Origin of the sequence: Pseudomonas fluorescens (genome assembly GCF_018614655.1) — a bacterium.
Classification (GTDB): Bacteria; Pseudomonadota; Gammaproteobacteria; order Pseudomonadales; family Pseudomonadaceae; genus Aquipseudomonas; species Aquipseudomonas fluorescens_BX.
This window is the reverse complement of sequence record NZ_JAGGOG010000030.1, coordinates 1-14,183: the sequence shown is the minus strand read 5'-3', so window position 1 is coordinate 14,183 and position 14,183 is coordinate 1. Positions and strand designations below refer to the sequence as shown.

Sequence of the window (14,183 nt, the reverse complement as noted above, 5' to 3'; positions counted from 1 at the left end):
CTACGCGCCGTCCATACCGCCGTGCCGCCGTGCCGCCGTGCCGCCGTACGGATAATACTCCTCCATGCTGATGGCCTTCCCGTCACCGTCCAGCTCCAGCCCGCAGTTGCCCGTCAGGTTGTCATAACTGTAACGTACCTGGTCATTGCTGATGCCGTCGGGCTTCCCCTTCACCCAGTGCAGCGCCCGCACCTGCGCACGTCCCGCCTCGCCCACGGTAATGACCTCCAGGCTTTCCGTTTCTGTATCTCCGGCCTTTGCGCTCCTCAGCTCCAGTCCTGGCAGGTACAGCACCCTCTGCGTCTGCGTACTGCTGCGTGTTTTCTGCACGCTCACCTTCAGGAGTCGCTGGCTGCCACCGTCATACCGGTAGCTCTCCCGGTCATCCGTATCTCCCTCACGTACCACCGGCGTCACCTTCAGCAGTTCATTACGTGGGGTCCAGACCAGGTTCTGCCCCGGCTGGAGCTGTCGCTGCTGCCCGCCCGCCGTGAACAGCGCGTCCACCTCTGCAGCGTTATCGGCCAGCGTGCTCAGCACGCCCCGGTTGCTGCGGTCGCTAACGGTGATGGCCGTTGTGTAACTGTTGTTTGTCGCCGGTGCGCTATGCCTGATTTGTGTCAGGTTGCCAGCGCTGTCGTAGGTGTAAGTGCGGGTATAGTTTGTGTACGCGGAGTTGTCGGTGGGAAGGGGAACGGAGGCGGACGGTAAACTACTGCCTTGCTGACCGGCGTTTGCCATCTCACGTCCGGTGGAGCTGATCAGTTGGTACAGGCTGTCGTAGGCATACGTGTTCTCCGGCACCACTTTCTGATTACGCCAGAAGCGCGTCTCTTCCGCATCGTTGCTCACTTTCAGCACATTACCCACCGGGTCGTACTCATATCGCAGGTCCTGCAGTACCTTCGCATCTGATGCGTGTCCCGCCGGACGCTTCGTTTTAATCCCCGTCAGGCGCTGCGTTTCCGGCTCGTACGTGTACGTGGTCACCACGCCGTTGCCGTGCTCTTCACGCAGCTTCTGCCCGGCAGCGGAGTACGTCAGGGAGGCGACAATGACCTGCTCCATACCGTCCTTCAGCGTCAGCCAGCTGGCCGACAGCAAGCCCGCCACATCGTATGCCACCCGCTGCAGGTTGCCCTTTGCATCAGTGGTGGTCAGCCCCGCACCGGTGGCGTCGGCGGTAGTCAGAGTGGTATCTCCCTCGCTCTCTCCGGCGAGCAGGTCGTTCCAGGCCGATACATCTTCTCCCTGCCAGTCAGCCACGACATCGGGACTATCCGCATTCTTCAGCAGGCGGCGGGTGACGGAGAGCGGCACGCCAGTCAGCGCCACGCTGTTGGTCTGCATCAGGCCCACCGTATCGTAATGGCTGACGCACGCTCCGGCCAGATTCAGGGTTTTCTCCGCATCAGTATTGCCCGCATACATAAAACGCTCCGTAATGCGGGCGGCTTCGCCGGTGGGCTGTTCAGTCACGCTCACCGGGCGACCAGGCAATCCGGCGTCCTCATACTGTCAGGTGCGGACTACCGTCTGACTCCGGTCTTCCGTACCGTCGTCAACAGCGAGGATGTTACTGACGGTCATAAACGGCCGGCCTGCGGCGTCGTTCAGTGCCACGGTGGTGCCGTTATCGGCTCCCTGTGTGCACAGGACGTTTCCGGTCAGGTCGGTGAGGTAGTTGAAGTTTGCCAGTTCGGCATCGTGCAGGCGCGGGTCCGCGCTTTGCGCCAAAACGCCGCGAGCGTTGTACCGGTGACGGGTAATACGCACGTCCGTGATGTCCGAAGCACCGGGATAGCGGTAATACGCAATGTCGCGCACGGTCAAGCCACGGTTGTCGATGACCGTGATCGTTGGAGTCATAGTAAATATTGATATATTCATGTTGGACACCATGGCGGATGCTGGAGCTGAGTGCAACACGGTTATTGAATTGAGGTCGGGGCATCATGCCGGATAGCGATGGCTTCTTGCATCACTTGGCCCATCATTTCGATGGGGCATTTGAAGTCCAAGGAGGCAGCCTGCGGCTGCAAATCGTCGCGCCCAAAATCGGGTAGCATCAGCTGATACAGCAGAGCTTCCGGTAGCGTCAGATGCCGTCAACCTTCAAACCCCGACCGCTTAAAAATCTCTTCACTGCCAACCAGTGCTGGGCTGACCTACTGGAGGCCGGCGATCTAAGGCCCATCGAAATGGAGTCGGTCAGTAAAATGCTGGCCTGCAGCACCTCGATCCTGGGCGTGAAGCACTACACCTGCGCCAATGACCTCTGTCACCACGTCAAATACCTGTGCAACACCTGCCATTGCAGGGCCTGTCCCTCCTGTGGAAAAAAGGCCACCGATCAGTGGATCGCCATCCAAAATAACCGCTTGCCTGACTGCGCCTGGTACCACCTGGTGTTCACGCTACCCGACACGCTGTGGCCGTTGTTTTTTTACAACCGCGGTTTACTCGATGCGTTGTGCAGGTTGGCTGCCGACAACCTGCTGCACGCCGCGCAGCGGCGTGGTTTATACATTGGGCTGTTTGGCGCTATTCATACCTATGGCCGACGGCTCAACTGGCATCCTCACGTACATCTTTCGGCCACTGCGGGCCGGCTGGATGAGCACGGCGGATGGAAAAACATGGCGTTTCATCAAAACGCCATGCGCCAACGGTGGATGTGGAATGTGCGCAAGTATCTGTTGAGCCTATGGGGCCAGCTCACGTTGCCACTGGAATGGGCACACATCACCGGTGAAAGTGACTGGCGAAACCTGATCCTCAATGCCGGCGGTAAGCACTGGCATATCTACCAGTCGAAAAAGACCGCCAACGGACGTAAGACGGTGAATTACCTGGGTCGTTACCTGAAAAAGCCGCCGATCTCGGGCAGTCGATTGGCGCATTACACCTCCAGTGCGACATTGAGCTTCACCTACTTGGATCACCGCACCAAAACCTATCAGGAAGAGACGCTGAGTCAGGCCGACATGCTGCGCCGAGTGGTGCAGCACATCCCGGAGAAGCACTTTCGGATGATTCGCTATTTTGGTTTTCTGGCTAATCGGGTCTGCGGCCAGTACTTACCGAAGGTTTATGCAGCGCTGAAAATGGCCACACCGGCACCGATGCCAAAACTGTATTTCGCGCAGATGGCCAAAGCGTTTTTGAATGTCGATCCGTTCAGTTGCGTGTTGTGTGGCTCGCGGATGGTCTACGCGGCGGCGATTAGTGGGCTGACGGTAAAGGGACTGGTCAGCAATGCCCCGAGCATCGCGCAATTGAGGTACGTGCGGGCTTGATGTGAGGAAGTTGCGTCTAAAATCTGGAAAATCGTGGTCAAAGTGCTCATTTGGCCTATTTTCGCCGTTGTAGGTGCATGAAAGCCACTTTAACTGACACTCACTCTGTGCTGGAAAAGCGCTGACCCTTTTTCGGCCTCCCCCTTGAAGCATAGGAATTATTGAAACTCCTATGCTTCCAGCGGCGCCGCCGCTCCTGACCCAAAAGCTCCCCACTCTTATCGTTGCTGTTAGTCATAAACACAACCGTTTGCCTATCCCTTATCGTAAGGGGGAAACGGTGTCCTGTCTTTCATGGGGCTCGTTCAGTGGGTAATGAGCTCTTCAATCAATTCCATTGACTCTCGGAAAAAAAGATCTTGCTTCAGTAAAAGCTGCCGTGGCGATGTTGCAGCCTGAGTTGTTTGGCAGGGAACCGTCCTTGTTTGGCAAGCCTAGTTCATGTCGACTTCAAGCCCTGGGCGTCGCCAGCACTGTAGACAGTCGGGATGGAAACCCAACCAATCGCGTCTCGGTCGGAGTCCAGTACAAAGCTCAGCTTGTTGAACGACTAAAAACGCCGCTGATTTTGGGACAAATCTTACAGCAGCTCTCGCGCTGCGTTGTTAGCGTACTCACTAATTGATACCTGCCACGCTAGGTATAAGCCAAGCTTTCGCGTTTATAAAGAATACCCCCCATAGACTGTCAATCATACAAGGGACTGTAAGACATGGATTTTACTTTGAGTAAAAGACAAGTCACCCGACTTCGTACCGGCATGTCAAACTCATGCTCTTTGCTAAAGACATTGGCCAATGAGGACAGGTTTTTAATCCTTTGCCAACTGAGTCAGGGAGAATGGAACGTCGGTGAGTTGGAAACCTTGATAGGAGTTTGCCAGCCGACTCTCTCGCAACAGCTGGGTATACTGCGCGGCGAAGGCCTGGTGAAGGCACGCAGGGAGGGAAAATACATGTACTACCGCATAGCCAGTCACGAAATTATCCGCATAATGAAAACTCTGTCCACACTATGCTAATGCAGATCGTGTTTCGCGTTCGTTTCGTGTGGGTCGTGGCAGAGCCACCATCGTGTCCATCAGAACGTAAATCAGTGGAAACCACTGACACAGAATAAGCGGCCTTAAGGCAATTTTGAATGACTGCTTCTGTGCGAGTGCTGCCCGTCACGAACAGCAGACATCGGCCAAAACGAAGTGCCACGTCACGGGAAATATAAATCTGCTACCGGTTTTGCTTTCCAGATCCTCCGCGCGCTCCTAGAACAGGGTCGCCAGTCAATAAAGGCCCGATCATGATGAATCTTGCCCGCCAGCGCCGATCGAGCTGACCGCCAGTGCTCCCTCCCAATTCAGTAATCATCAGATATCGCTAACTGCCGAGCCTGCCCTGAGGAGTCGTAGCCAGGACGTCATACCGTAGCCACAAATCACCCTATTGGAGGTCACACAGAGCCTCCTGGCTTAGGGAAAGCCACTACCTTCCCTTTGGCTATGCCCTTCGATTGAATAACTTCAAGCAACAGACATTGGTTGATAGTGGCCGAACGCGCAACCTCAGCTAAAAACCGTTCGGTTTTAGCACGGAGGATCCTGTTCTTTTCTTTTTCAACCTCAAGTGCTTGGTGCTTTGAATCACGCTGTACACGTACTGATTTGCCCAGAGGGCTACGGATTGAATAACCCAAGAATCGAAACCGAAACCTAGATATCGAGCATGATCAATTGCCGAGAATGCCTGGAGTTTCTTGGAAGCCAAACGACCATTTCTTCCTCAATACTCACAGAACTTTCCGCAACCGACTGCAGCTCAGCCTTATAGTTTTTTATGGGCCAACATGTACCTTGTTACGCAATCATTTATTCAGAGAGAACATCATGCAAAGTTCATCTTCACAAGCAAGAACTGACTGAACCTCAAGCTGATATATTAAATGCAGGTAAATCATTGTTGCTTACACATCCGAATACCCCACTCCACCTCGAACATATAACAACGCCCCTCAAAGCTCTTGCTTTTCCGCAAAATAAAAATATATTACATCCCATAGGTGTGACAACGCATTTGAGCTCAAACGTAAAACCGGTTCTTCCTTTCATATACTTTCATAACATCGACCACGGAATATTTTGAGTAGCGCCTCCCTTCATTCGTAAGCAGCAGCGCACTTACATTTCTATCTCTGTATGTTTTACGCATCTCACGCTGATGGAGCGAATAAGACCACATCCCTTCCATAAGCCACCAAGGAATCTCTATAATTTTTGGGCGACCAAATTTGCTGTGCATATCCTTTGGCTCAATAGCCACGCTCATCATCTGCCCTTGGCGGATACCTTTTTCAACCGTGGATTGAATCCATACTTCACTGAAAACCTCCGTACCTCGCAAGAGCGAAGTCCGGTGCGCACCATTAGATGAAACACAATTTTATGGCTCGGTTCAATATTTAAAGCAAAGCAAACCCTCGCCTGGATCTTAGTTAGAAATTTTGTTAAACGCCTGCGCTCCCAGACCATCACGGAAGCTTTCGTGCTCTCCGCCCCCACCGGGCGGACGGTAGGACTTCACAAACCCGAATTTGGTGCAATTCTCACCCTCTTCTCACTAATCTGCTCAAACTGGTCCTGATCAGGGCTCCATGGACATCGCCAAGAAAGTGTTTCAGTTGCATACCGTTGTTCCGCTAACCGGAAAATCGAGCGTATCAAATTCAGACGTGACGAAGTTTGACCGTTTTTCGCAGTCCAGCAGACATGCCTGATAGCGATTGAGGCCTGTGGCGGGGTTCATTGATGGGCCCGACAACTTCAAGGCTTTGGTCATGAGGTGCGCTTATTGGCTCCGCCCTCGATTCGTCCGTTGGTGCTGAGAAACACAGACTGACGCGGCTGATGCCAGGCGATATGGACAGCGGTGCAGCAGCCAGGCTGCTTGGCCAGTTACCATCAAGCCGACCAGCAAGCGAGGGTCTCGCTGCATCGTACACGCGCACAACTCTGAAATTTCGCATCATGCAGAGCAACAGCCTGCGCGGGAGAGGGGTTATGAGTTTGGCATTGTGCTGCCCGAAGGCTATGTGCAACTGAGTAAAGCCATTCCAGATACCTTCGCGGATGCCGAATCTCAGGTGCCACGCTGGTTGCTAGAAAGCCTTCGCGAGCAGTGGACGCGGGTTATCTAGTTGGATGAAGAAATTAATAGTATAGAACTTCGATTGAAGCAGTGCCTGGGTGAAAGTGCCGACTGCCAGAAAATTGCTGAGATCCCCGCAGTAGGTTGCCTCAATGGGTGACGCGAAAACCTTTCAGTCAGATCGACGGTTTGTGGCTTGGCCAGGGCTGGCTCCTCGCCAAGCGGGATCCGGTCGACGGATTCGACGCTAGGGCTGAGCAAGCGCGGCGACACCTACATGCGAACATTGCTAATGCAGGGAACACGCTCAATCATCAATAGAGGCCAGAGATCCGAATGGGTACAGCGCTTGCCAGCTAGGCGGCCTTATACCGTGACGGCAGCGGCACTGGCCAACAAGCTCGCCAGAACGCTTTGGCCGTACTGGCCAAGGGCTCACCACATCGAGCCGAACTCTTTACGGTATGCCCTGCGGGCATTGAAAACAGTCATCAATAGACTCCACAAGGAGCGCAGGCGGCAAACAGGTGATAGCAAATAGGTCAGACCGTGACGAGGTAAACCTGGTAGGGAATATGAGCCACAGGCATAGACTTCAGCTCGATTTTCAAGCCTCGTCAGCGGATTCCATCAGGGCCAGCAGGCGTTGGCGAAAAGGCCAGATATAAGACTAAAAGCCAACACCGTTACCTATTGATTTCCGGGAGGCATCCCTATAAGCATCCCTAAGGAACCGGCTGAATTTTCTTGGGTATTTGGTTGCGTTCGCACATCTGCCAGTCCTCAATCAATTCATATCGGTGTCCCTGCCCCCGAGTACAAGTGCCAGCGCACGTCGCGGCATACCACCTCTTATGATTTCCAACGTCCGACTGTCAATCAGAACAGCACCTCATTTCGGCATACATTTTCTGGAAATGCCGTGGGGCGTGGTCATTTTAATACTTCTGGATCAGGATGTACGGGTGGTCAGCATGTGTCCTCTCACTAACCTATTGCTAATTGGCTCAATGATGCAATACGATGTTTGCAATCGAAGAACTTCGAGCTGAGAGAGGCATAGTAAAATTGCTGCGCAAACGAGCGTTTTCGCAGCGCTACCCATATTAATAGACACATTCTTAGGCCGGACGAAAATTTCGGCGACTTGAGCGTACACCGCCTTCGCTCACCTTGAATGCAGCCAAGAATGATTATTTCCCATTTCAATCTTTCTACTGGCAGAGAATAAATCATTTCTGGCTTGCACTGCCCAGTCCCGCCATTGATTGGAAAAAACACCTTTATTCTCTTTTAACGAATCCATAGAAGAAATTGACTCTCTGTATGATTCGTATTCTTGATTTTTAGCGAAAAATTTAGCGCTAAGCGTTTTAGGACCCCAAGTACTTGCAATATTCGACATGTATTTATTCAGGCTATTAAAATCAGCTTGCGTGATATTTTGACCTTTTGAGATCACCGGCCTACGTTTATACATGCTAGGATTTTTTGCCCATTTTCTATATCCTTCTGCAAGAACCTCGCGCAACATTTCATTTTCAGGCCTAGTTCCAAAAAAATTGTTATTTATATCATAACTCAACGATAACTCTTTTTTACTCACCACTAAAGAAGGGATAATATTACCTTTCGCAACACAATGCTTCTCTTTAAAAAAACCATCGACAACCCTATCATCAACATCAAGGTAATAGCCACCTTTCTGATCAAGCAGCCATAACCGGTACATATCACATGCCGACGCACGATTGGCATCAGGCCCACTGCTAATCGTTTCAAAAACCTCATAGTATTTTGTTTTAGTGAAACTCTTGAACTCTGCGCTTTCCCGCATATTAATAATATTGGCCTCTTTAAACTTGCTTCGCAGATTATTCAAAACCTCGAGATCATCGCCATCAAGCAATACATTAATGTTAAATGTGTAGCCATTCCGTTGAGCAAGCCGTGAATTATTAAATACATTCGCCTGCTGCTCCAACAATTTCTCGGCACTGCCTATCCATATCTGTTCAAAGTTCTTCGGCACTTCAGCTGCCCCCGGTGCTTGACCGACGCTTTTCAAAGTATTTATCGACGGAACCTTAGCTATTTTGAAATCCCTCAATGCCTGAGTGCGCTGCTCAGCTGTTGCTGCTACAGGCGGTGTAGGCACACCCGCCATGAGACAACTAATCTTGTCAAACCGCAAATATGTTCCGTCATCCTCTCTTACCCATGAGTTTTTATCTAAATCAAAAAGAACAGGAATGGTTCTGCCGTTTAGCTTCGTTAAAAATGGCGACTCATCATTGCGTTTATTCCGGGATATCCCACTGAACAATAGAGATCCCATATCAACATCAACTTTCCTGCTTAGTGAAGTGAGCCTTCCAATAGTGCCTCCCCCGCCGCTTCCCCGGTTGCCCTCCGGCTCTACGTCCAGCAGCCCGTCAGCCCGCTCCAACACCCTCCGCCCATGCGACGCGTCACCCTCCCTGTAAATCTCCCGTCCCTGGCCGGTCAGCCTCGCCCGGTAAAAGTCCCCCCCGATCTCCTGGTAGTATTCCTGTTTACCCGGCACCTTCCACAGCCCGCGGTGCTGCGTCCGCTCCAACCCTTCCGCAGAGCGTACGTTCAGCGCTCTCCACTCCCGCACGGCCAGCACGCCCGGCCCTGGCATGTGAACGCCCCTGTCTACATCCCTCAGCCCTAGCCCAGGCAACTCGGCCGCTGGCCGTATCGCATCGTCCCCCCCGGGCCTTCGCACCGCGTGCGCAGAGGGCCTTCTCGCAGCTACCTGCGCCCCCCCACTCACATCGTCGCCCGCCGGCCGGCGCGCGGCCTGCCCTGTCGGCCTGCCCACCGGTCTACGCACGGGCACGATCGCAGCGGTGGGCGCCCCTTCCGTCAGCGCGCCGAAGCCCTCAAGCAACTCGTTTACCCCATCGTGCGTGCTCCCTTGCTGAAACGCGACGCCTGCCAAGGCAAAGTGCAGACCTGCCCTGCTCAGCGCTACCGGTATCGACAGAGGCCCGAGGAACGGCGTCGCCATGCTTAAAATCTGGGTCCCCGCAGTCCGCAGGATGCTCTCGACTGATTGCCAATCGGCCTTCGCGTTCGTCACAGCGTGTGCGCTGACGTCCATCACCACCGTGCGCACCGACGCCTCGTACGTGGCGTCCATAAAGTCCCCGGCTATTTCCTTCACCGACAGCGACGATGCCAGCCGACCTTTGCCCGCTAGATGAGTCGTCGCCGCTGGCTGACCGCCGACATGCACCCGTGCCGCCAGGTACTCGCCCATCCCCTTCACGCTCATCAGTCTAATGAACAGATCCCGCTCGTTTTTCCCCTCTCTGAACTCAATGCCGTCCGGCGCGCCCGGCGTGTATATCACCACGCTGCCCGGGGGCTTTGTGCCGAACATCAGCGCCCCAGGCACGGCCTTATCCAGCACATAAACCTGGCTCACCATCACCTCCCGACCGCGGACCTTCAGCCGCTCCTCCGCGGTGCGCGAGGTCAACGCGGCCAGCACCATCTCCAACCCCCGGTGCCACAGCGCATTCCCCTCCCGGTACGGTGTCAGTAGCCTCCCGTTCAGCACGGCACGGTGAACCCCCTCTTTCATCGACACATCCATCACTCGGGTAAACCCCGCACGGGCCGCCTGGCCCTGCTCTGACGTCAGCCAACGCGCCTGCAGGTGCGCCTGGTAGGCTTTCGCCACGTCCGCCTCCCGCACAAGAGCAATTATTTGCGCCGGCGTCAGAGTATCCCCGCTCCCCCCCTCCTGTGTGCCCGTCGGCGACAGTTCTGCGTTGGTCGTGGCGGTGACGTGCGCGTTGAAGCGTCGGGAGAGCGTCAGGTTATCCACCGACCACTGCGTCATCGTGCGCCTATCGTGGGTCAGCCGGGTTTTATCGCCCACAAAGGGACTGGGCCGGATGGCGCCCGGTGTGTTCAGCGGCACGGTCAGCTCCGGTATATCAAGCGTTATCCTGTCCGGGTCAATGTTCTTTCCGTACTTATCCTTTGCCAGCGTAATCAACCGCTCCCGTGCGAATGCATGAACGTCCTGCGCGCCCACCCGTCCAGGTTGTATCAGGTTCTTTTCCTGGGCGAGCACCGTGGCTTTCTCCGCCGCCAACGTCAGCCAGTCGCGGCGCAGCCCAGGCGCCTCCTCACGCCCCGTGGTGTTCAACCAGTCATCCAGTAACTTCTGCGTCAGCAGGTCGCCACGGGCCTCAAATGCTGGCGTCAGGGTCAGATACGGCCCAGCGTCGGCAGCCGCGTCCAGGCGGCTCTGAAGCTCCGTCACGGTCTCGCCCGCAGGCCCCTGTGCCAGCGCTTGGGCGAACCGTGTCTTCATGTGGTCGCGCAGATCCTTAAGCCAGCAGTCGAGCACGTCCCCTTCCACCCTCGGCGTTGTAATTGCGCCCATGGTGACGTCCTGCGCCTTTAGCCAGCTCTTCATCTCTTCCAGGCTGCTGAACTCCGACAGCCCGGCACCGGATCGCCACAGCACCACCGCCCCGGGGCCCGCCAAGTCGTTCCGTTGTGTCAACATGAAGGCTCCGGGCACTGGGCGCCCCCCGTCTACTAACCGCCAGACACCGGGGAGAGCACCCGGTTTGGGCGGGGCGAGCACCTCTTGCACTGTTTTCAGCCCCGCGGCGCTCAGCGTGCCGTCGCGGGCTCGCAGAAGGGCCTCGTCCTGCAGAGACCCGCCCGCCATCAGGCGCACCACGCTCGCGAAGGTAGCCCCGCCTTCCACCGGCGCCTCCCAGAATGCGTCCTGACGCCACGCGTACCAGCCCACTAACGTCTGCTTCGCCTGCATCTCAAGCTTGAGTGCAATGCTCCACTTGGCCTGAAAGCCGTTTAACTCCGGTGGCGCCACAGCCTCCCCGCCCCTGGCGTCCAGCAGCAGGATCTCGCACCGGTTTTCACGGTTGGAAAACGGCATCGCCGTCGCCTTTCCTGTCGCCGCACGCCAGGGCAGCTCCGTTATAAGAGCCGTTTCCAAGTTCACCCGTTGCCCGTCCTTATTTTCCTCCCATCTGCGCACCACGAGCCGCCGCGGCCACCCCTCACCGAATTTTCTGGTCAGATCCGGAAAGCGGTCCTCAAACCACTGGCTGGAGCCCGCCTGAATCGACACCCAGGCGGAGGGGATGTTATTCCGGAAAGCCACCCGGTCGCTCTGCCATACGCTCAGCTTTGCCAGCAACACCGCGGTCTCCGGCGACGCCGGCGCCATCCCCGGCGTAACGGTCGCACCAGCGGGCACCCGGTTTGCGGCGCCGCTGTCGACGTTAATGGCCCGGGCTTGACGGACACCGCGCTCGCGAACATCGGGGCTACCAGTTTGGTCTGAGGCTGGCACTAACAGCGTCAGAGACTCAGCCAGCTTGTGCACAGGTGTCTGTAGCAGCGAATGGAATTGGTTGGCATCCAGGCGGCTCTCAGTGCGCGAGTCGATTGTGGCGAGAATGGACTGACGCCACACCTGAGCTATCATGGACCGCAACGCATTTTGCGCATCGGCTGTAATCGCAGTATTGGTGCTCTGCTCGGCCGTCCCTCGTGTACTAGCGATAAGAGCCTCAGTCAGCTCAGAGGCAGACATTACGGGTTGCTTTCGTAAGGTATCAATTCTTAGAGCTGCAAATTTATGCAGGGCATTATACGATGAGGAGGAAGATTGATACCAGATGTCCAATTTGTCAGCGTAGGAATTTTCCTCAAACCCCGTGATCGGGGGGCCTCCCAGGGCATGACGTTTTAACAGATACGCGACCTCTTCTATCAGTCGCTCACCGCTCTGCTCAGCGTCGCTGGCCAGAGCTAACAAGGGTACAGACATCTCTGCTTGAGCGGCCTCACCCTCAGTGCTGCCTGGGGGAGCGTTGAGCGATGGCTGCCTGGTCAGACCAACCAATGCTTTGACGAGGCGCACCATAGCCCTTGCACCGTCGCCCAATTCACGACATTTTTCGTAACCGCGAGCGAGGGGCGACAGAACCTGGACTGTCGGCAAATAGACAAGCGAGGGCCCAAAGCTTGAACTAGCCGGCAACTGACGCGGCGGTATCATAAATGACTCCTGGCTGGTGACGTTCAGCCATACAAGTCTCAAATGGGTGGTAGATATCGGCGGGGGGTTCCTTTAGCTTAGTGCGGCATTCATTTCGGAGTCTGCTCTGGCTGATCATGGCTGCATAGTTGCTTGGAGGTAGTCCGTGTTAAACGACCTCCTTGAGCCCTGACAATCGATAGAGCAATCGTGACGATCAGCGTAAACTGTGACCCACCGCGACCGCTTCGGAGCGTCATAATTCCGAAGGAAGAAAAATGGTAAGACGAGATCTCTCGGAATACCCACCCTGAAATGTCGGGCCATGCAGGCAGCGCATTTTGCTGGCTCTGGAAGCCGTACCGGGCATGGTTACGGTAGAGGGGCAGTTGCTGGGTACGCTTTAAACCAGCCACCATAGACACACCGCGGCATAGCCGCCATATTATGAAAATGACTCATGGTGAGGCGGACGCGGCTGCAAACTCTTGAAATCTACCACCTGCGTGCCTAGGGATGCTCCGAGTTGAAAAAGTCACTGCGTTTTACGGTCTTTTCCGAGCAACACCCCATACCGCCTGTTTTGGCGGGCTTCTACGCCCAGTTCTCCACGTTAAGCGTGCAATTCGCCCATAGCCATCAGCTGTTTTCGAGCCATCCACAGGTTTGACAGGGCGAACAGCGTCATCAACTGAACGGTGTTTTTCATCAGTCCGCGAAACCGTACTTTAACGTAACCAAACTGCCGCTTGATCACCCGAAACAATGGATGCTCAACCTTGGCCCGCATCTGCGTTTTGAGATATTCGATTTTGCGCTTGGCCTGGTCGATCAGGCTGCGTTTCTGAGCTTGGAATAGATGCTGCGCCGGGCGTCGATCTGCCAGATCACCTCACGATTTTCATGCTCCTCGCGCTTCTCAACACCGGTGTAGCCGGCGTCTGCGTACGCCGCATTTTCTTCGCCATGTAACAGTTCGGCGACCTGCGTGACATCGGCCATGCTGGCTGCGGTGCCATGGACATGATGCGCCAGGCCCGACTCGCTATCGGCGCCAATATGCGCCTTCACTCCAAAGTAAAACTGGCTGCCCTTTTTGGTCTGATGCATCTCGCGATCACGCTTACCGTCTCGGTTCTTGGTCGAGCTGGGAGCATGAATAATGGTGGCATCGACGATGGTGCCCTGGCGTAGCGAGAGACCCTTTTCCTGCAAATAACCGTTGATGACCGCGAGGATTGCTGGGGCCATCTGGTGCTTTTCCAGCAGGTGTCGGAAGTTCATCATCGAGGTGTCTTTGGGGATCGGCGCGCTCAGCGTCAGGCGTGCGAACTGACGCATGGGCGCGATTTCATACAGCGCCTCTTCCATGACTGGATCGCTCAAAGAGAACCAGTTGTGCAACAGATGAATACGCAGCATCGTTTCCAGCGGGTAAGGTCTACGGCCGCCGCCGGCCTTTGGGTAGAACGGCTCGATCAGCCCCAGCAAGCCACTCCAGGGCACCACCTGATCCATCTCGGCGAGGAACCGTTCGCGGCGGGCCTGCTTGCGCTTGCCCGCATAGTTCTTACCCTGAACCAACTGAATAAGGGGCGAGGTGATTAGCCGATTGGGGCGCAGACAATAGGTAGTGCAGATGGCCATCGCAAAAAAGGGTGGGGTGCAGGGTTGCAGGGAAAT

General features: G+C 55.3%; 6 protein-coding genes and 2 pseudogenes. 3 read left to right on the top strand and 5 right to left on the bottom strand.

Going from position 1 to position 14,183, the window contains the following annotated elements:
- Window positions 1-1,485: a hypothetical protein gene (locus J7E41_RS28465; RefSeq protein ID WP_214997054.1), complete on the bottom strand. Its 1,485-nt coding sequence runs from the start codon at window positions 1,483-1,485 to the stop codon at window positions 1-3.
- A 33-nt stretch (window positions 1,486-1,518) separates the two neighbouring features.
- A complete protein-coding gene (locus J7E41_RS25540; protein ID WP_214997053.1) occupies window positions 1,519-1,890 on the bottom strand; it encodes a hypothetical protein in 372 nt (123 codons plus the stop codon).
- 212 nt (window positions 1,891-2,102) lie between these two features.
- Between J7E41_RS25540 and J7E41_RS25535 the strand changes: the two genes are divergently transcribed.
- Both J7E41_RS25535 and J7E41_RS25530 read left to right on the top strand, forming a co-directional pair.
- Window positions 2,103-3,299: an IS91 family transposase gene (locus tag J7E41_RS25535; RefSeq protein WP_214997052.1), complete on the top strand. Its 1,197-nt coding sequence runs from the start codon at window positions 2,103-2,105 to the stop codon at window positions 3,297-3,299.
- Window positions 3,300-4,011: 712 nt separating this feature from the next.
- On the top strand, window positions 4,012-4,320 hold the full coding sequence (locus J7E41_RS25530; protein WP_214997051.1) for an ArsR/SmtB family transcription factor: 309 nt from the start codon (window positions 4,012-4,014) through the stop codon (window positions 4,318-4,320).
- Window positions 4,321-5,371: 1,051 nt separating this feature from the next.
- Here the strand turns inward: J7E41_RS25530 and J7E41_RS25525 are convergent.
- Window positions 5,372-5,692, bottom strand: a complete 321-nt coding sequence (locus J7E41_RS25525; RefSeq protein ID WP_214997050.1) for a hypothetical protein — start codon at window positions 5,690-5,692, stop codon at window positions 5,372-5,374.
- Window positions 5,693-5,942: 250 nt separating this feature from the next.
- Between J7E41_RS25525 and J7E41_RS25520 the strand changes: the two are divergent.
- Window positions 5,943-6,934 (top strand): annotated as a pseudogene (locus tag J7E41_RS25520) (IS110 family transposase).
- A gap of 670 nt (window positions 6,935-7,604) precedes the next feature.
- Here the strand turns inward: J7E41_RS25520 and J7E41_RS25515 are convergent.
- The gene (locus tag J7E41_RS25515; protein WP_214997049.1) at window positions 7,605-12,386 is read right to left on the bottom strand and encodes a dermonecrotic toxin domain-containing protein; all 4,782 of its coding nucleotides are present in this window, start codon (window positions 12,384-12,386) and stop codon (window positions 7,605-7,607) included.
- Window positions 12,387-13,113: 727 nt separating this feature from the next.
- Window positions 13,114-14,090 (bottom strand): annotated as a pseudogene (locus J7E41_RS25510) (IS5 family transposase).
- Between the last annotated feature and the right edge of the window lie 93 nt (window positions 14,091-14,183).

Excerpts from the sequence above, each read along its gene's own strand:
- J7E41_RS25540 (WP_214997053.1), bottom strand. The coding sequence starts at position 1,890 with ATGAATATATCAATATTTACTATGACTCCAACGATCACGGTCATCGAC.
- J7E41_RS25535 (WP_214997052.1), top strand. The coding sequence starts at position 2,103 with ATGCCGTCAACCTTCAAACCCCGACCGCTTAAAAATCTCTTCACTGCC.
- J7E41_RS25515 (WP_214997049.1), bottom strand. The coding sequence starts at position 12,386 with ATGGTGCGCCTCGTCAAAGCATTGGTTGGTCTGACCAGGCAGCCATCG.
- J7E41_RS25530 (WP_214997051.1), top strand. The coding sequence starts at position 4,012 with ATGGATTTTACTTTGAGTAAAAGACAAGTCACCCGACTTCGTACCGGC.